The sequence below is a fragment of the Bacillus sp. ISL-78 genome (genome assembly GCF_018613455.1).
In the GTDB taxonomy this organism is placed as follows: Bacteria; Bacillota; Bacilli; order Bacillales; family DSM-1321; genus Peribacillus; species Peribacillus frigoritolerans.
The window spans coordinates 19461-38881 of sequence record NZ_JAGGQC010000028.1; the positions used below are offsets into that span (position 1 = coordinate 19461).

Here is a 19421-nt window from a genome sequence, read left to right on the forward strand (position 1 = left end):
TAATTTGGCATGACCTATTTAAACATCTAGTTTTGATTTTCCTCCTCCAAACTTTCTTCTTTGATCATCGCATTTAAAATATCCTTACAATTAAAACATAAGATATTCTTGTTATCTAAAAGAATACCGTTCAGAAAACCAGCCGTACAATACACATCATGTGCACAGCGAACACAAGAGCCAACTAGTTCATCCATCAATACATCCCCCTATTCAGGAAATGGTATATAGTTTGGTGTTCTATTTTGTATAAAGGTATAGACCAAAATCTTGCATAACGGAAGTGTGCCCCATTTGCCGTAACATGGTAGCTATATTGCCACGATGATATGATCCGTGAGTGACAACGTGTAATACCGATTCGGAAATGGTAGTTTCAAGCGACCCAGCATATGGGTTATCCACAACCATTACCTTTTCCATATCCTCTGTACTCAGAAGTGCTTTGTTTCTTTCGTACAAGTCTATAAATATTTTTTTCATTTCCTCAATACTTTTCTTTTCCACCTCTTTTTTTAATTCACTAGAAGATGCCATTGCTTTATCCATACTTATACCAGAGATAATATCAAACCACATGTAATCTGTGAGATAAATGTGAGACAACACTTTTGATACCGACGAAAAACCACTCTGAATTTCCTTATGGTAAATGTGTTCTGGAAGTTCATTTAACCGATCGATGATGACTCCATTTGCCCATGCGTGGTAGTTATACATTTCTAATACTGGCTCGCGGTGATTCATTAAAAAACCTCCATATACACTAGTTTTTTCGTATTGGACAATTTATGCAATAAGAACAAAAGTATTCAGATGAATTCAATACAGTATATTCATTAATATGCTGTTCTCTAATTTATATAACAATTCCTTCTGATGATTCTACCGGTATATGTGCTCCTCAAATGTAATATATATAATTAAGATGTATAAAATGAATGGATGGTGGAGCATAACATATAGGCATTTTTTCATGCAGGAAAAGAGCTCCCTATATCGAATTGATAGTAAAGGAGATGGTAATATGAATCTGAGGATCAAATATAGGCTTTATATCCATGTAGACGGAAAACTTATTCCAGAACAGTATGACCGATACGAGATACTAAACGTCAGAGAAGGTATAGATCCAAATGATACTAAGGATTACCAAGAGCTTATTAAAAAATTGAGTATGTCGATTAATCGGCCCTTAAATGAATTTGAAATAAAAAACTATGAAACAATGTAAGTGCATCCCTTCTGGAGGGAAATGAATATTTCTTTTTTGAATTTTTCTCCTTCATTACAACGAAATTCTTAACGTTTATAAGTGTAAATAAGAGAACCGTTTATAACCTGTAGCTTGCTAAATGATCCTCCTCCTTATAATAATAAATGTAAAAATATAAGGAGTGAGGAGATTTATGAACAAATTTTTCCAACCTTTATCAGTAGATTTTTGGTTTTTTTGGAAATCAAAACAAAATGATTTTTAAAACGTGAATAGGCTATCTGGATCCAACAAAAAGTACATACTAATGCCGATGTTGCCAAAGGATTTGTTTGACCAGTGACGAATTTCTTGAGGCATAATAAAAAATCACTCGAAAATTAGAAGATGTACCTTTAGCGTATATGCCTGGGAATGCAACCCTTATTCGTGTGAAAGCCGCTGGTGATTTAGCCCAGTCTGAAATGAATAAAATGGTGTAGTCTAGGCAGGGGGGAAGGAGCTTTTCATTGAGCGGAGGAAGCTTCCTTGTAGTTAAATAAGTGGAAAAAGCCACGCTCTGGGTAATTGAAATTCTTCTTCTCTGAAATTTTTATAATAAAAGGTAAAAAATTGCTTCAATGGGAGAATGGGTGAATTAATTGTATGTTACATTCATTCTAAGAAGGTAATAGATTGTTTGTTTCATGAATGAAAAGGTGTGAGTATTTGGATTTAATTGGGAATTTAGTAGCGTGCGCTATAATTGGGGAATGGATGAGGCATAAAACCCCGTCTACTCTTGCTGAATAGAATCATGTTTAGAAAACAACATCAACACCTCAGGTTTTCATACTTTTAATTTAAAACAAAAATGACTCTAGGCAAAAGTGTTCTATCTAAAAGGTAAGACAAAGTTGATTGGAGCGGGTGTACGAGACTCCTGCGGAAAAAGCGCGTCTAGGGGATACCCGCAGGCGAAAGCCGAGGGCCGACCGTCTTCGGAAAGCGAGTGCCCTACGTTCCAATCGACTTCCAAATTATACAAGTCATAAAAATAGACAAACTCAATTTTCATCGAGTTTGTCTACAGTCTGAGCCCCTCTCCATTAAGAGGGGGTTTAACTTGTTCTCAAGTATTTTTCAATGATTCAGTATATACTTACAATGTTTCATCCTGCCGTGCATTTTTTTGTAAAAGATCACGGATTTCCTTTAAATATTGCTCGGATGCGGGTACCGCTTCCAATACCTCTTCCTCGGTCTCTTGTTTTTTTCTAATAAGAGAATTCGCTACCTTCATAAACATGAAAATCGCAAATGAAATGATCAAGAAATCAATCACTGCTTGGACAAATTGACCGTATTGAACAACTGCTTTTCCAACTGGGAAAGATAACGAAGAAAAATTTACCCCACCTAATAAAATTTCTATTAGCGGTGTGATAATATTTTCGACTAGTGATGAAACGATTTTCCCAAAAGCAGCACCCATTACAACAGCTATTGCAAGATCGAGAACGTTTCCTTTAGTAATAAATTCCTTGAATTCCTTTATCATTGTAACTACACCTTTCTTTTGTCAATTGATAAAAGCATAACAGAAACATGGTGAAAATTGAATAGTGTAAGAGGCATCCTTAATACCAAAGATGGACCATCCAACCGTTTAATCATTTGAATCCTTTAATATAATGCCAATCACAACACTCCGATCAAAGGAGATAAAACGTTGGAAGGGCAGAACGGGAACGACTATGGCGTCACTTTTCAATGTCACGCAAGACCGTTTTCACCAACTTGAGGAAGGGGGTGAATATAAATGTATTCGTTTGGCGATAATTATATTATTGTACTACCCCCTAAGTGGTACTCCTCCATTGTTAAAAGCCCTTCTCTTAATTGAGAGGGGTTTTTTGTTTTGGGATTTGTTAAATGATTCTTGTTAATAGGAGGTATTTGTACTGAACTTAGATCGAATTGGATTTTTTATACTTTTTTCCAACCAACAATATAAGAGGGGAACCTATAATGCTTGGAAGAAACCAAAAAATTAATGGGTTCCATTCATTCAAGATAGTAATATTGGATACATTCACTACAAGAATTGCTGTACAAATAGCGATATAGGAACCGAGCATCCCGCTAATATGAGAGGCAATCCAGTTTTTCCATTTCTTCTTACCAGCTACATAGCCTATAAGTACAAAAGAATATGAAAATATTCCAATGAAAAATAAATATGCGCTGCTTTCCCAATTCAATATTGCCATTGTCAGGGATGTGACAAAGACTACAACATATGCACTGTGATAAATTTCACCACAAATTGTATGCATACCTCTTCTTTTCTTTGAAGACATAGCACCTATTCCACTAATAAGACATATTACTCCAGCGCAAATGTGAATGAATAGAATGGTCTTAAAGATAAGCAACCTTCCCTTCGTTAAATAATCTTTATCAAAATGTAACAAATTAAATATTTATTTTATTATAATACAAATATTCACCAAAATATGAATGTTAATTTTCAAAGAAAAAATCAATTCAGTTATGGCAGATGAGTTTCCATACAATGAAGCTTCCTTTGCAAAACGGACAGGCGCGGTGTTCGTTGCGGAAAATCGTTATTTAATCTGGTTTTTATGTGTTAATTTCTATATTAGGAATATAGGGTCAGTGCGGTACTCAAAGGGAAGTCTGTATCGTCCTTATTAGGGAAAAAGGAGGATTTTACGTTTCATTTGGAGAATATTTTGACAAATGGGGGTGGATTATTTGAGTGAACAGGATTTATCTAGAGAGGATATTTTTAGAATGATTGTTAAGCATCTTGATGTATTTCCGTTGACTAGTATAGAGGCTATCAGAGAAGTGATCAGGAGTTCTTTAAATCAAAGAGGCTTGATAGGGGGGATAACCAAACAAACAGGAGCTGCTACATATAACCGGAAAATATCAGAACAGGATATCCAATTAATAAATGATTGTATTTGTGACCTTTTAAATAGCCGCGTTATCCAACCTGGTATTAATGAAGTTAATCAGGAATTACCTTGGATTTCTGTTTCTGATAAAGAGAAACTTAAAGCTATGGTGAACTCCCAATCTTAACTTTTCAAATATAAAAGCCCTTCTCTATATCGAGAGGGGCCCATTTTAGGTTAGAATTTCTTTATCCTATAATTGCAATTTTCTAAATCCGTCAAACTCAATTAATTGTATTTGTTAACCTGTAAGGTGGGATTCAAACATATCGATAATTTCAAGGAACCGTTCGGCCTCACGGAAAACGTGATCAGCCAGAAGTGGATGGATAATGCTCTTGATTTTGCATTCTTCGATTAAATCCCTGGCCGTTTTCTTAAAGTCCCGAAGTGATACGACGGAAACACGGTTCTGATCTAGAAATTGATCCAGAAGAGGGGCGGTTTGTGATTGCGGTTTCATGGACTCTAAGTCTACGGCTTGAAAGACTAATTGATCAAAATCATTACTGAAGTTTCGCGCCATATCCACCAGCTTTCTTTCCGATGGATCAAGGAGATGTCCGATGAATTTTGCATGATCCGCCATGATTCTTAAAAAGAAAACATTTTCTTTGATGATCGCATCTGCAAGAGGTTTCAATTTACCCTCATTTAATTCTTTTAATCGTTTTCTAAAATAATTGGCTTCCCTGCTTGTATGGTCAACTAATAGCGGGAAATTGTTCGCACCAGGCAATTTACACGTTAGTATTAATCCCAATACTTTTCTTTTAAATAAAAATATGCCTGTAGCAGCTTGCTGCACCTCCGAGTTAAATCTCCTGATCTGTTCGGGATCAGCTTGATTTGTTAATGAATGGGATTGCTGTTCTATCCGTTCAAACAAATGATAAAACTGATTAGCTTCCTCAATTAGCTGTGTATCCTCACATCTGAAGCCCAGTCTTAGAAATAACGAGTGTTCCTTCATTATTCTAGACCAAAAACGAATCTCATCTAAAGAGCGCGCAACAAACATTACCGAGTTATTCCTCATATTGGCTTCCTGTATGTTCTCACTCATAACTAATGCCCCCTTTTAACAAATCCATCATTAAAAGCATATTAACGAGGGGGCATTATTATTCTGTTCAAATTGCAAATCGTATCATTACCGATATCCTTTTAATACCTCAAACCAATGTTTTTTGTTTTCTCTTGTAGGAAAAACACCGTCATTCATCCATGTTCTTGAAGAAAAGTAAGCGAGTATAAAGGAAGGGAATGGATTTCGAACTGAGGGGTGTACAAAAATCCTGGCCGATTTGAGTCTTATCTAAAGGCTGTTTTCACATACTTTGTTGCTATTTACCAGGTAGTGAGTTGTGGTTGATTTCCCCTCCAGATGCTCGCTTTCCGCGGGGCGGGCGGTGAGCCTCCTCGGCGTAAACGCCTGTGGGGTCTCACCTGTCCCGCTGCTCCCGCAGGAGTCTCGCACTTCCGCTCCAATCAACCTTAAATAGTTTCGTTTAAAAACAACAATCTTTACGAAAAGAGCCTATCTAAAAAACCCTTAGACTTAAATCATTCTAAGGGTTTCTACATTTAATTTATCCGTTTCAATAAGTTAAAGTTGATAGTCATTTGTCAGCAATTTCATTTATTTTTTTCGTAAGCTCATTAAACTTTTGGTCGAGTTCTGTGTACGCTTTATCGTTTGGAGTCATAAAGCTAAGCTTTCCTAAAACTTCTTGTCTTTCTGTTTCAAGCGTTAATCGCAGTTCTTCCAGATCATCTCTTTTTAAGGGGGATTCATACAATTGCTTTTGTATGCGATTATTTGAAATGACGAGTTTGCTGCTTGTCGTTTTTTCGAGAAAATATCGATCATGCGAAACGACGAGAAGCGTTCCGGTGTACTGAGCTAAGGTATCCTCAAGTTGTTCCCGTGAAGCTAAATCCAGGTGATTTGTCGGCTCATCCAAAATGAGCACATCTTTTTCCTCTAATATATATTCCATTAACTTACATTTCACTCGCTCACCCATACTCATATTCTTAATCGGTTCTGTCCAATGGGATACCGTGAAGCCTAAATGCTTCATTAAAGTTTGAACGTGCCCTCTAGACTCGAAAGTTTCTTTATGAAATAGCTGGGCAGGTGTTAGTTCAAGTGGTAAATCAAACACTTCCTGTGTCAAATAGCCTATTTTTACAGATGGTGAAATCCATACATCGCCTTCATAAGTTTCATGTCCAAGGATTATTTTTAATAATGTCGTCTTTCCGCTGCCATTGGGACCTATTATGGAAACCTTCTCACCATGTTGAATCGTGAAATTGACGTTTTTAAATAGTGTTCGACCGTTAAAAGACTTAGTTAAATTCTTAACTTCCAAAAAACGTTTTCCCATCTTGTTTTTTGCATTAATTGAAAAGCTTACAGTGTATTCAGGTTCAACAGGTTCAGTTTTTGCTTTTTCAAGCTCTTTTTCAAGACGCTTTTGTTTAGACTTTACCTGTGCATCCATGCGCTTTGCTTTTACGCGATAGTATTCCTTAATCCCTTCCTTTTTGGTCGATTGTGAATGGGCTTTTTTTGACCAAGAAGTGATTTCTTTCATTTGTCCCTCAATCCGTTCAACCATTTTTTGCTGTTTTTCATATTCACGTTGTTGTGTTAGTCTTCTCTGTTTACGAACCTCCATATAACTGGAATAATTCCCTCTGTGCTCAATTAGCTTTTTATCTTCAATCGACCAAATTTTCGTTGCTACAGCATCCAAAAAGTAACGATCGTGCGAAACAAAAATGATGGTACCTCCATAATTTTTAATTTGTCCTTTGAGGAATTCTAAACTTTCCTCATCAAGGTGGTTCGTCGGTTCATCTAATAGTAAAAGGTCAGCATCTTTAGAAAGTCCTTTTGCTAACCGGGCTTTCAGTTTTTCTCCCCCGCTTAATTGTGGGAAGTCATGGCTTGGTACATGCATTTTATCAAGTAATTTAACTTCTGAGGGCGTCTTATCTTCTGAAGAATGGGACTCGACTTCTTGTTCAACCATAAAAACTTTCACGTCTTGCTGCAGCCATTGGATTTGTCCATGTGCAGGCTCTAAATCATTGTTGATTAATTGCAACAACGTAGATTTTCCGGCACCATTTTTACCAATGATACCGATGATCTCACCTTGTTGAACTGTAGCATTAACTTTTTCAAAAATGTTCTGGTCCAATACTTCATAGCTTATATTGGTTAATTTTAAAAGTTCTTTCATATAATCCATCCCTCTCTTTAGGGAGAATAAAAAAAATCCTCCCAGTTCATATGGAAGGATTAGTCGTACCTGTGCATTATCAAATAAGAGCTATTTTCACAGCTCTAAAATTTATAGAAAATGGGCAGACTAATCCTATTTTGTATGATTTGAAATATGCGATTTCAAATTTAAAAAATAAGATTAGTTAATCATCGGCCACCCATCATCCCTTCTGATATTAATAAAATCAGTATAGCATAAAATAATCTTTGAAAACAAAAGGAAACAGCATAATACTTTGCTTTAATCTAAATTTAAGGCTGTTTTCACATACTTTGTTGCTATTTACCAAGTAGTGAGGTGTGGTTGATTTCCCCTCCAGATGCTCACTTTCCGCGGGGCGGGGGGAGAGCCTCCTCGGCGTAAACGCCTGTGGGGTCTCACCTGTCCCGCTGCTCCCGCAGGAGTCTCGCACTTCCGCTCCAATCAACCTTAAATCGTTTCGTTATAAAAACAACAATCTTTACGAAAAGAGCCAAATTTAAAGATATAAAATTGTTTTAACTCAATCAAATATCTTATTATAAGGGGGCAGTGGGCAACAGGACTGCATTTTTCACTATATGATGTTTTTATAAAGGATATGTTAAAATCATAAAACATTTACCCCCATAGGGTTGTTTCCTTAAGGAGGACTTTAATATGGAATATATCAAGGGAATCGATGTTTCACATTGGCAAGGTGCTATAAATTGGGGGGAAGTTGCAAAGGCAGGCGTGAAGTTCGTTTTCATTAAAGCAACAGAGGGAACGAGTTATTCTAAGCTATCCTATTTCAAAGAAAATGCACCACTAGCATTGGCAGCGGGATTGAAAGTCGGGGCCTATCATTATGCAAAGTTTGCAACTGTTGCAGAAGCAAAGGCTGAGGCTGCTTATTTTTTAGATTCAATCAGCTCTTTTGCTTTAAATTACCCTGTTGTTCTTGATCTTGAGGAAAATAAAAAAAAAGCAAATAAAAAAACGCTGACCGATGCCGCAATCGCTTTTTTAGCTGCCATTGAAAAAGCTGGATACACGGCTATGCTGTATACTGGTAAATACTTTCTTGAAAATACTTTAGATGAATCAAGGTTGAAGAACTACGCTTTTTGGATTGCCAGATACAACACGACGTTGGGGCGCAGCACGGACATTTGGCAGCATTCTGATACAGGACAAGTAAGTGGGATCAGCACAAAAGTGGATTTGAATATAGCCTATAGGGATTTTACAAATACCATAAATACTTTTAGGACTGACGAACCCCGTGCATTGAAAACTGAAACAACCAGAACTTATACTGTAACAAAAGGCGACACACTTAGCTTCATTGCAAAAAAACATAAAACAACCGTAAACTTGCTTGTCAGTCTAAACGGAATTAAAGACCCAGACAAAATTTATATCGGTCAAAAATTAAGGTTGAAATGAGTAAAGGAACTTTTTAATACGAGGGGTATGGGTTCTATCAAAAGGTCAAAACAAAGTAGAAGGGAGCGGGTGTGAGACTCCTGCGGGAAAGCAAGTCCAGGGGAGACCCCACAGGCGCGAAGGCGCCGGGGAGGCTTCCTGGAACGCCCGCGGAAGGCGAATGCCTGGAGAGTAGATCAACGTACAAATTGTACAAAACCTTAATTTACTTTAGACAAACTGGCTCTTCTTTTTAAAGAGGAGCTTATTTTAATGGATATTATATTTCTTTAAGTTCGTCTATTGCTACATCTGATCTTTCCTCTAATGGGCCTCTTAGATGTACTGTAGCCGTTCTTCCATCTTCATTTAAATTATCAATCCAAACTGAAGTTCCATTATATCTAACCTCAATGTCAGATGAAGAAGAAAGAATTTGCTTTATACGCTTAGCATCCATATGAATCCCTCCCTGTTAATTAGTCTTCCTATTATTTAGGAAAAGCCTTGATTTTATTCATTTGATTAAGGTTGCAACTTTTTAATTAAGCTTATGAAAAGATGAGAATTCTTAATCTTAATAATATTGAGTTAAATGAAAGTGAATATGCTTTTGTAACAAATATCTCCCCACTATTGCTGACGCCAGGAACATCACAAAAAGTTTTACAGAAATATCATTTAATGGCAGAATAGGAATTGAGTTGGTGCTTTTCGAAGTGCGAAGGTGTAAATCCTAACTTTTCCTAATTGGAATGAAGTCTTAGCATAAAAGAATATTATAGAGCTGATTGGACGGAAGGATTGAATAAGGAAGAAGAGAAGATGGGACAATATTGGAGGAGAAAGTGTTGTTGGGTTTGAAGTCATATACGCATTCTTTTCATGCTTTTAGGGGGGTATCATGGAACTATCGTTATTATTGGAATATGGCTGGGTGTTAATTATTCTAATTTTTTTAGAAGGTTTATTATCTGCTGATAATGCATTGGTTTTAGCCATAATGTCAAAGCATTTACCAAAAGAACAGCAAAAAAAAGCGATTAATATTGGGTTGCTTTTGGCTTTTATATTTAGGATTGGTGCAATCTTCATCATTTCGTACCTTTTCCATGTTTGGCAAGTTCAAGCCATTGGGGCTGCATACCTAATTTTCATTTCATTAAAGCATTTACTAAAAAGGGACCATGGTGACAAAGAAAAAAAAGGGAAAAGCTACCGTATGACCGTTGCGCAAATTGCATTGGCTGATATTGCTTTTGCTATTGATTCCATTTTAGCTGCAGTCGCTCTTGTGATAGCCTTGCCAGATACGCCAATGGGTGATATAGGAGGTATGGATGGGGCAAAGTTCATTGTTATTTTATTAGGGGCCATTGCAGGTTTAATCGTCATCCGGTTTGCGGCAGGATACTTCGTCAAGGTACTGACGGATCGGCCTAGCCTCGAAACGGCAGCCATGTTAATCGTTGGTTGGGTAGGGGTTAAGTTATTAATGCATACCCTTGCACATCCAGCCGTGCACATTATCTCTCATGATTTTGTTGAAGGACCGATTTGGAATATAATCTTTTGGTCAGTCATGCTTCTTATCGCTATAGGCGGATGGTTTTTATCTGGAAAAACGGTGGAAAAAAGTGAAGGTAAATAAAGTATATTCTTTTGTAATAAATAAAAATTTCCAAAAGACCGAAAAAGATTTTTCGGTCTTTTTTTGGTTCTTTATAGATCGGTAATATTGACACATCATCATAAAAAATCAGTAATTCACTCTTACTTCAATAGGCCTAACCGAAAACCATAAACGACTGCCTGTGTACGGTTTTTAGCTTTAAACTTTGTCATTAAACTGCTTACATAATCTCTAACGGTATGCTCGCTTAATTGCAGCAAATCGGCCATTTTTTTATTGTTATGGCCCTCAGCCAGCAGATATAAAATCATGGATTCACGTTCCGTCAATTGTATGTCGGTACCAATTGATACCTCATCATCCTTTCTTGATAAATATAAACCGAGTCTTTTTCCGACTTGTTCTAGTAAAGTCATTTCATCCATTGAATAATCGAATTCCTCTCCTAATTGATCAAAGGTCAGCCAGCCGAACACTTGCTGGTCATGAACAATCGGTACAAAAATGACAGATGAAAGATTAAATAGCTGTATATGTTCCTCTTTAATGTAAATATGGGGATTCTTTAAAAATACCGGCTTTTTTGAATTGAATACCATGGATTGCTTGGAGCTGACGTGTCCCCTCATACTCTGAACTTTTGGCAGTTCGGATCCAATGGCGCCGTGAAATTGATTGGACCAAGGAATATAAGCATAAAAAACACATCTTTTATAGTTAAAGAAATCCTCACATTTTTTTAGGATAAAAGCAAAATCCTTAAATCCTGCTGAGATAATTAAAAGTTCATCTAATTGGTCCAGTAGCTGCAGTCTTTTAAGTTCTGCATTCTCTTGTTTGGTTTTGTGGTGTTGCTCCGGTTCGTCGCCTGTCCACTTGTTATAGCTATGGATGAGATGAGAGAAAATGGATAATAGGAACATAAGGATGGAAAGGGTTTGGGCATGTTTCAGGTTTCCCAATGAGGTAACGATGGACTTTTCAAAGATCAATCGGAACATGCTGAAATGATTATCCTTTAAAAGGGGTAAATGTGATTGGAGCCAAGTATCCAAATGCTCTTCGTATGTGTCTTTTATGTCGTCGATATTTGGAGCGGATAAAAATCGTAAAAATGATTCCAGTAATGTTTGTATCATCTTACGTTCAGGTTCTAATATGAAGGGCTCTAGATTCAAATGAATATTGATATTTTCTTCAATCCTTTTGTTATGACTTTTTATGAATAATATGAATTGCTGAAATGTTATTTCTTCATGTGCATGAAAGGGATGAGCCATGTGAATTCCTTCTCCTAAAAACAAAATACCCTATAAAAAGGGGAAACTAACCCTATTATTATACAGCACTTTATAGGATAGTAATTCAAATTGTAAGGAGTAAAATAAATGTATGAACACAGAATGAAGCTATTTTGTGGCCATTTTATTTCAACATTGTCATCAGCTTTTTGTTTGTATAAGAATGGTCGTCCAGGGAGAACCTCTAGGGATGGAGATTTTCAGGTGCTCAAGGTATCTGTACGAATAAGAAAAGGAGATCTGGTAATATGATGAGACTTGGAAACAAAGTGGAAATCATTACAGGCGGGGTACCGGAATCGGGAAAGAAACGCATTGTTATTTCCTACGGAGGGAGCAAAAATGGTCATCACTGACATCAACCAGGAATCCGGTGATCAAGCTGTGAAAGACATTCGGGCAATCGGCGGTGAGGCCGTATTCACCCGTCATGATGTCAGCAATGAAGAAGATTGGAAAAAGGTTGCAAAGGAAACGATCGAAACTTTTGATAGGCGGACTATGCCTTTGAACAAACGGGCAGTTCAATAGATGAATTGGGTAAAGAATTCCCGTTGGGACATCTGGGCAGCGTCAATAATGTGGCGAATACAGTGCTTTTCATTGCCTCGGACGAATCTTCCTATACGAAAGGTAAACTGAATTTGTGATAGACGGCGGAGCGACTGCTCGCTAAAACCTAACTTTCTAGCGGATATTAGAAACTAAAAACTAAGGAGTGTTTAGATATGAGATTAGAAAATAAAGTGGCAATCGTAACAGGGGGAGCAAGCGGGATTGGAGCAAGTACGGCTAAATTATTTGCAGAAGAAGGAGCAAAGGTGGTCATTGCCGATTTTGCTGATCATGGACAAGCGGTGTCAGAAGAGTTAAATGGAAAAGGGCATGATACTCTTTTTGTTAAAACGGACGTGACGAATGAAAATGACGTAAAGAATATGATCGAAGAGACGGTTAACAAATATGGAAAACTGGATATCATGTTCGCAAACGCAGGAATTGCCAGAGACGGAAACATTCATGAGTTAAGCTACGAGCAATGGCAAAAAACGATTGATATTAATTTATCGGGTGTCTTCCTATCCGATAAATATGCGATAGAGCAAATGCAAAAACAATCTACTGGAGGCGCCATTGTCAATACAGGCTCCATCCATAGCCATGCAGGGAAACCGGGGGTAACAGCCTATTCTGCTGCTAAAGGCGGGGTCAAACTATTGACACAAACATTAGGTACGACTTATGCGAAAGATGGCATCCGTGTTAATGCCGTTTGCCCTGGATATATTGATACACCACTTATTGCCGAAGCACAAGGTGAAATAAGACAAGGTTTGATCGATTTACATCCAATCGGCCGTTTAGGCAGAGCGGAAGAAGTGGCTAAAGCCGTTCTCTTCCTTGCAAGTGACGATGCATCATTTGTTACTGGCACTAGCCTAATTGTCGACGGCGGTTATACGGCAGTATAAAAACGTGTAAGGGTTAATAGCTGGTTCTATCAATCAGTCAATTTCGTTTGATGTGATAATTACAGGTAAAATAGAGCTTCTTCAGGAAGATGAGTGGTGTTAGATTACTCAACTTTGCTGGAGGGCTCTTTTTTTTGCATATAAAGAAAAAATCCAAGGGAATGTTAAAAACATTTCCTTGGAAGAAGAAACGATACAGCAGTTGCAGGGGAGAGGGAATTCAGTAATTTTTATGTTTATGGAGGATACATTTATACTCTTTTTGAATGTGCAGCGATAAAAAAGGCCAAATGGATAATTTGATTACGATCTAGATCGGTCGCTTTATAGATATTCTCTATATAAATTTATATACGTCCGGGGAAAAAAGGGGGTTTTATCTAAAATTCAAAACAGAGTTGATTGGAGCGTATGTGGGAGACTCCTGCGGGACAAGCACGTCGAGGGAGACCCCACAGGCGCAAAAGCACCGAGGGCGGACCGCCCGCGAAAAACGAGTGCCCTATGTTCCAAGCGACGTTCAAGGTTTTATAAACCTAAATAAAATGGAGACAAACTTGTTCTTCATCGAGTTCGTCTACAGTCTGAACTCAGTTCTTTCTTACTTCGGAACTGAGCTTTTTGTATTTCACGTCATATCATTCTTATTGTTGATCCTATAATTAGCTTAATAGCGTATTTCGTAAAAGACACTCCTACAAAGGGGCATTTTTTTACAAAATGGCCTTATATTAATATCGCAAAAAGTATAAACAAAAGAGAAGGTTAGTTCAATGATGAAAGTAGAAGTGAATCCAATTAATAGTATTTTTATGTTAAAGTTATACAGTTGATATTTTATAGAATTTCATTAGGAAGGAACAAAATCTGTATGTTAAAGGAAGGGTTAAATGGCGAAAAGAATATTAGGTAGTATGTTGTTTTTATTACTAGGCATCGCTAGTTTTACTTTTTTATCTGGCTTAAATGTTGAAGCAGCAGATCCAGTGCATACTGTATCCTCTCAAGAAACGGTAGAATCGATTGCAGCAATCTATGATATATCGACAGAGCAATTAATGGATATGAATGGTTTACCGGATGGTAAGTTATATATTGGCCAGGAGTTAACCATTCAGACTGCTTATACTCCTTCGAACTATCAGTGGTCAGAGAGAGGGAAACAAATTGCGAATTATGCGAAATCATTTACAGGATTTAAAAAAACGGCTGGAGAAGAGACACCTATCAAAGGGTTTGATTCTAGCGGATTGATTCACTGGGTACTCTCCCGGCAAAAGGTGCCTATCGACCGTTTGTCAGTTGAAGGCTATTATAAGCAAGGAATGGATACAAATACTCCTAAGGCTGGAGATGTTATATTTTTTCTGGAAAAGGGGAGTTCAAAAGTCGTGACCGCTGGGATCTATCTGGGGGGGAATCAGTTCGTTAATTCTGGATACGGAGCGGAGACAGTTCAGGTGAGATCTACCATAGAAAAATATTTTGCACAATACCAAGCCGAGTATAAAACGTATACACCAAAAGGAGAGCATGTCGTTCAAAATAATGAAACACTTAAAAGTATCTCGGATAATTACGGTGTATCGGTGGATACAATCAAAAAGCGTAACGCGTTACCAACTGATAGCTTGATGCAGGGACAGTATCTTCAAATATACAGCAGTCCCTTGTATCCATTTTATGCAAATCAAGAGGCTTCTTATGATAGAGCTTATGATGTCATAAAGTATGCTTATACTCTACGTGGATTTACCTATGTTTTCGGAGAATATGATCCGATGATTGGAATGGATTGCAGTGGTTTTATCTATTGGGCCATGAAGGAGCAGGGCATTTCCCTTAAACGGGGTTCGGCAGCGGACTACTATTCCTTGCTGCCGAAACTCAGAGATCCCAAGGCAGGGGACTTAGTATTTTTTAGCGATACAGACTTAAGTCAAGAGATAACCCATGTCGGTATTTATCTAGGGGATGGTCGCTTTATTCATACAACAAGGAATACTGGTGTTCATATTTCTGACCTTACTTCAAGTTATTTTAATAAGAAGTTCGAAAGTTTTGGGCAAGTTCAAATCAATAATATGGACTAAGATAGACACGAGAGAGTTAGACTATTTGAATTTTTTTAGTCATATTATCCCCTTAAGGTAGGCAGTATAACAAATCATGATCAAACGATGTTACAACTACTATCTTGGGGGTTTTTAATTGCTTAAAAAGGGCAAAAGTTTTGAGCAATATACAAATGAAAAGAAAATGAAAGTTGTTAAGTATTATCGGTTTTTAATAGATGTTTTAACTGCGATAAGAATCGAAATTGTGGATTAGAAAAAAAGTTGTACTGTATATAAAAAAGAAAAACCGAAATGACCTGATTTCGGTTTTTCTTAATGAACTAAATGGGCAGTTAGTTGAAGAAAACTTTATTTTAATGGTTGTGGTAAAAATTTCAAGTCAATTTTAAGAAAATAATATTTTTGGAAGGGCTGACTATGATATTGGAAACGAATATTTAAAGATTAATCGAAAGATTTAAAAGTGTAAAAAGCCTTGGAGATGAAACGGTAAATCAATTATCCGAAAGTAAAGCATTTGAGTGGAAATATGATTTCACAAGGTGGAATGACTTTTTACTTCAGACGGAAAAGGGATATAGAAATCGTGAAGAAGAATTTATAGATGATATATCTTCAAAATCCGAGCTAACATTGTTTGGGAAAAGGATGGAAAACCCTAATTGATATATACTTCAGAAAAAACCTGTTTTCTTAGCGGGTGCCAGAATTTTATCTTGGTATAACCCATATGGGAATTTTAAATTACTTTCGTAATCTCTGCCACCAGCTTTTCTTGGTGAAATGATCTTAGATCCTTTTTACGATATTCATCGATTTCGGTTAACATAGCAGCTGTTTTTATTACTCTTCGAGTTGGTGCCTAATACTTCCAGCATGATCCTCTTGTCTTTATATCCTTAAACAATGCTTGTCTCGTTCTTTCCCTTACGTTATGAATGTGTATACTTCCAATTTTTGTGCGATTAATTGAATATTTAAAAAATATTTGTTAGTTTCTGTAGTATTATATTAGATTCTGTGGTTTCTGTGATAAATTAAAGATGTTTTTTGTAAGAGAAAATACGAAAAAACAATATATGTGTTTTGGGGTTTTATGGTATGCAAACTTTAAAGAAACGGTAGAAAGAAACTTTATAATTCTTGCAAATGGAAACAAACTTAAGAGGAGAAACCAATATGAATCATCTACAAAAGCAAATACTTTCTTTCCTTGAGGAATGCAATAGAGAAAGATGTGTAAGTAAAATTGCTCAAAAGTACGATAAAAATCTTGAAGTGGTAAGGGCTGAGTTAGTGATACTTGCGAACAAGAAACTCATAGCTATCAAAAAGAGTACAACCGGGAAGATAAGCAGAGCAACGATTAGTCCAAAAGGTAAACAGTGCTTCAGGGAAGCTACTGCAATTAAGGGTTCAGTCCAAGAGCAAATCAATGAGTTGAAACAAAAGTTGTCAGCTCTGGAAGCCTCATTCATACGTGCAAAAGAGAATCCAACTGGGGAGAATAAACAGTCACTATTGGATAATGCAAATACGGTTCAATCAGTGGCTTATGGGTTAAACTCATTCTTTAAAGTTGGATTGGATATCTTAAAGTAAACAATAACCCCAGAGGATAATCTGGGAACTCTTGTACATCTACATAATCAGGGTCAAAACAGGCTAGCTCATGGGTTTATTGTCGAGGTGAGCTAGTCTGTGATGCACCGAGGCCGTTGGAGTCAGACTAACGAATGGGCTCTATTGGTACCATAGTTCATCGCCTTACTCACCCAGCCATAGAATGAGTAGCGATTTCCCGCGATTTTCATTCTCTGTAGTGGAGCGCTGATTTTTGCGCTTAATGGATGGCTGAGAGGTGCTTTACTTCATTATCAGGAGCTGATCGGCATCTCCTTTTTAGTGAAAGTAAATGAAGGACTTGAGTCAAAAAAATTAAAGGAAGATGCCCCCTATTAATGGCGGTCATCTTCCCATGCCCTATCATAATCTCTTATATTGTGTTTTTCTATTGGAGTTTCTTCTTGTTGATCTGCTTTCTTCATTTGTTGTTGAGCTTGAGAACTGTATGATACTATCTGTTTTTTTATGAGTTTGAAGCTAGATTTGCTGGGCCACCTACAGATAGTTGAGTGTCTATTTGTTTTTGCAGTTGATTGTTTTTTGACATAATAGAAAACCCCATTAAGATAAATCATAGCTATGGGGCAGAATAGCTTAATAAAAATAGGTAGATTAAGGTTGTTAAAGAAGGAATGGTTTGTTGTGTGTAGACTAATGAGGTATAAAATATAACAGAAGAAAAAACCAGTTTTATTAGACTGGTTTTTTCAGCTTAATATAACACTTTGTTATTAAATTCAGTTTTTAAGACTTACATGCTCAATCATACGCTTCACTGCCTGAATTTGCCCCATATGAGTCGCTTCATGCATTAATGTTAAACCTGCAAGTTCTCCAACAGTGTTACATCCTAAGAATGGTGTATCCAAATCTTGATCTAGCTGTTCAGGAGGGATTTGCTTTAAACGAGTTAATTGATCTTTCAACTGCACAACCAGCTGATCCATAGCAGGTATATGTATATTCCCTGTCCAATCAGCTGGTTTTGTGCCATTCCCAAACAACTTTATATAATTCGTGGGAAGATGGGTTGTTACATTCGGGAAACCAAACATAGTTTGTTCTGTAATTGTCAAAACGTGACCAGTATGCCAATGAATTGTGTTATTAAAGCCATCTGGCTGCACATCTTTTAGTTCCATGGAAATGGACTCTACATTCTTGATGAAATATTCCCTCGTCATCTCAAATTGCTTAAATATAAGTTGATTCATCTTTTCTCCCCTCTCACTTACAAAATCATCCATATTATACCAGTTAAAACCGGAAAAGAATATGGTATAAATTTCCTGAACTTATCTTTATTTTAACCGGTTCTTGTTCCACATTAGGGAGCGATCTTTTATTAAAAATCGCTTTACTTATAGAACTATATTATTAGCATTCTTACAAAAATAAAAAGTCCCATAAGGTTTTTTGGACTTAAATGAAAATTCGATAAATACAAGTTAAATGCTAAATGATAATTGTTATACAACTGTAAAATTATACAGTTTCATTTGCGGTATAATGGAAATTATTAGAAATGTATTCTGGTGTATGAATATTTACATATAGAACTATGGTGAAGTACTCATGCTTTTTGGCTTAACCACCATTCAAGGCTATTAAACCTTTAGCTTGGTACTTTGTTCTTCCTTAGAACAAAATCTGCTTTTTGGAGCTAGTTCTGGAGAGATTGTGGAGACAAAGAGCGTTGTCTTCCTGTGAACTACCGAATAAATAAATGTAGTTATGATACCCTCAAAAGAATTACCTATTAGAAGTAATGTTTGAGGTAAAGTTAAAGGGAGGGGAATTGTTCTTGCCTATAATAGATATTGACCAATTGCTTTTTGCTACTGAAGAACTTGCCGAAGAGTCAATTCCATTTCATCTCGATGCATTTGATATTGATCAATTATTAGATAAAACGGAAAACTGGTAAAGAAAAGCATACCCGAAGTGAACTGCACCCAATGGAGGTTCAACATTGGGGTGGTCAATTTAGAGATGCAATTGGTGGGGCTTCATCGCTCCTTTAACGATTGGTTTTGTCATAGCCGCTTTCGATGGATCGTTTAATGGAGCTGTTTGGTTATTGGTTTCATTCGGAGTCGTTTGTTTTCTCGCTATTATGATCTTGAAATCGGGTAAGGGAAATTTCATGACTGAATATCCACAAACAATTCCTGCTGTAAAATAGTTTGAAATCAATGCAGGATAAAGTGGGTATTAGGATTTATAAAAGTTTGTTCGAAAGGGTATATACCACAAGTGCAAAAACTCTATCGGTTAGATCTTGAAAGCCTGATGTTACTGAATTTCAGCTAACAGGGCTTTTTATTTTTTTATATGACATTAGCAATAATATTAATCAAACAGTATGGCCTTGGCATTTTCCATGATTAAAATATAATTTTTCTAATTCTGCAATTAATCTAAATGGTGGA

General features: G+C 36.7%; 19 protein-coding genes. 9 read left to right on the top strand and 10 right to left on the bottom strand.

The genetic code is table 11. From position 1 onward, the window contains the following. Positions 1-26 precede the first annotated feature (26 nt). Both J7I96_RS24025 and J7I96_RS24030 read right to left on the bottom strand, forming a co-directional pair. The gene (locus J7I96_RS24025) at positions 27-197 is read right to left on the bottom strand and encodes a hypothetical protein (RefSeq protein ID WP_170946962.1); all 171 of its coding nucleotides are present in this window, start codon (positions 195-197) and stop codon (positions 27-29) included. 43 nt (positions 198-240) lie between these two features. Continuing rightward, entirely contained in the window at positions 241-747 is a 507-nt protein-coding gene (locus tag J7I96_RS24030) for a DinB family protein (protein ID WP_214773916.1), read from the bottom strand. A 190-nt stretch (positions 748-937) separates the two neighbouring features. On the opposite strand from J7I96_RS24030, the gene J7I96_RS24035 reads away from it, so the two are divergent. Then, complete coding sequence (locus J7I96_RS24035; protein WP_214773915.1) at positions 938-1234, top strand: hypothetical protein; 297 nt, start codon at positions 938-940, stop codon at positions 1232-1234. Between the two features lie 1123 nt (positions 1235-2357). Here the strand turns inward: J7I96_RS24035 and mscL are convergent. Both mscL and J7I96_RS24045 read right to left on the bottom strand, forming a co-directional pair. After that, positions 2358-2756 (bottom strand): large conductance mechanosensitive channel protein MscL, encoded by a 399-nt coding sequence (mscL, locus tag J7I96_RS24040; protein WP_214773914.1) that lies wholly within the window; start codon positions 2754-2756, stop codon positions 2358-2360. A gap of 409 nt (positions 2757-3165) precedes the next feature. Further along, positions 3166-3633: a DUF2306 domain-containing protein gene (locus tag J7I96_RS24045; protein WP_214924081.1), complete on the bottom strand. Its 468-nt coding sequence runs from the start codon at positions 3631-3633 to the stop codon at positions 3166-3168. A gap of 343 nt (positions 3634-3976) precedes the next feature. Here J7I96_RS24045 and J7I96_RS24050 point away from each other — a divergent pair, with 343 nt between their 5' ends. Continuing rightward, positions 3977-4312: a hypothetical protein gene (locus J7I96_RS24050; RefSeq protein ID WP_214773913.1), complete on the top strand. Its 336-nt coding sequence runs from the start codon at positions 3977-3979 to the stop codon at positions 4310-4312. Positions 4313-4426: 114 nt separating this feature from the next. On the opposite strand, the gene J7I96_RS24055 is transcribed toward J7I96_RS24050, so the two are convergent. After that, entirely contained in the window at positions 4427-5251 is an 825-nt protein-coding gene (locus J7I96_RS24055) for a DUF2935 domain-containing protein (protein ID WP_214773912.1), read from the bottom strand. Between the two features lie 556 nt (positions 5252-5807). Beyond that, positions 5808-7445 carry a ribosomal protection-like ABC-F family protein gene (gene abc-f, locus J7I96_RS24060; RefSeq protein ID WP_214773911.1) on the bottom strand — a complete coding sequence of 546 codons (1638 nt, stop codon included), beginning with the start codon at positions 7443-7445 and terminating at the stop codon, positions 5808-5810. Between the two features lie 684 nt (positions 7446-8129). Here abc-f and J7I96_RS24065 point away from each other — a divergent pair. Next, positions 8130-8900, top strand: a complete 771-nt coding sequence (locus J7I96_RS24065; protein ID WP_214773910.1) for a GH25 family lysozyme — start codon at positions 8130-8132, stop codon at positions 8898-8900. A gap of 259 nt (positions 8901-9159) precedes the next feature. On the opposite strand, the gene J7I96_RS24070 is transcribed toward J7I96_RS24065, so the two are convergent. Continuing rightward, entirely contained in the window at positions 9160-9339 is a 180-nt protein-coding gene (locus tag J7I96_RS24070) for an H-type small acid-soluble spore protein (protein ID WP_048679567.1), read from the bottom strand. Between the two features lie 444 nt (positions 9340-9783). On the opposite strand from J7I96_RS24070, the gene J7I96_RS24075 reads away from it, so the two are divergent. Further along, the gene (locus tag J7I96_RS24075) at positions 9784-10530 is read left to right on the top strand and encodes a TerC family protein (RefSeq protein ID WP_214773909.1); all 747 of its coding nucleotides are present in this window, start codon (positions 9784-9786) and stop codon (positions 10528-10530) included. 122 nt (positions 10531-10652) lie between these two features. On the opposite strand, the gene J7I96_RS24080 is transcribed toward J7I96_RS24075, so the two are convergent. Beyond that, on the bottom strand, positions 10653-11792 hold the full coding sequence (locus tag J7I96_RS24080; RefSeq protein ID WP_214773908.1) for a LuxR C-terminal-related transcriptional regulator: 1140 nt from the start codon (positions 11790-11792) through the stop codon (positions 10653-10655). A 363-nt stretch (positions 11793-12155) separates the two neighbouring features. Here J7I96_RS24080 and J7I96_RS28175 point away from each other — a divergent pair, with 363 nt between their 5' ends. The 4 genes from J7I96_RS28175 (at position 12156) to J7I96_RS24105 (ending at position 16965) form a co-directional block, all read left to right on the top strand. Further along, complete coding sequence (locus J7I96_RS28175; protein ID WP_251025433.1) at positions 12156-12344, top strand: Rossmann-fold NAD(P)-binding domain-containing protein; 189 nt, start codon at positions 12156-12158, stop codon at positions 12342-12344. A 197-nt stretch (positions 12345-12541) separates the two neighbouring features. Next, positions 12542-13285, top strand: coding sequence for an SDR family NAD(P)-dependent oxidoreductase (locus J7I96_RS24090; protein ID WP_214773907.1), 744 nt, complete (start codon positions 12542-12544; stop codon positions 13283-13285). An 890-nt stretch (positions 13286-14175) separates the two neighbouring features. Continuing rightward, positions 14176-15378 carry a C40 family peptidase gene (locus J7I96_RS24095; RefSeq protein WP_214924078.1) on the top strand — a complete coding sequence of 401 codons (1203 nt, stop codon included), beginning with the start codon at positions 14176-14178 and terminating at the stop codon, positions 15376-15378. Between the two features lie 1164 nt (positions 15379-16542). Next, positions 16543-16965 carry a hypothetical protein gene (locus tag J7I96_RS24105; protein ID WP_214773905.1) on the top strand — a complete coding sequence of 141 codons (423 nt, stop codon included), beginning with the start codon at positions 16543-16545 and terminating at the stop codon, positions 16963-16965. Positions 16966-17726: 761 nt separating this feature from the next. On the opposite strand, the gene J7I96_RS24110 is transcribed toward J7I96_RS24105, so the two are convergent. Beyond that, positions 17727-18203 carry a DinB family protein gene (locus tag J7I96_RS24110; RefSeq protein WP_214773936.1) on the bottom strand — a complete coding sequence of 159 codons (477 nt, stop codon included), beginning with the start codon at positions 18201-18203 and terminating at the stop codon, positions 17727-17729. 584 nt (positions 18204-18787) lie between these two features. Here J7I96_RS24110 and J7I96_RS28500 point away from each other — a divergent pair. After that, the gene (locus J7I96_RS28500) at positions 18788-18916 is read left to right on the top strand and encodes a hypothetical protein (RefSeq protein ID WP_285292107.1); all 129 of its coding nucleotides are present in this window, start codon (positions 18788-18790) and stop codon (positions 18914-18916) included. A gap of 59 nt (positions 18917-18975) precedes the next feature. Here the strand turns inward: J7I96_RS28500 and J7I96_RS24115 are convergent, their stop codons facing one another. Beyond that, positions 18976-19137: a hypothetical protein gene (locus J7I96_RS24115; RefSeq protein ID WP_214773903.1), complete on the bottom strand. Its 162-nt coding sequence runs from the start codon at positions 19135-19137 to the stop codon at positions 18976-18978. Between the last annotated feature and the right edge of the window lie 284 nt (positions 19138-19421).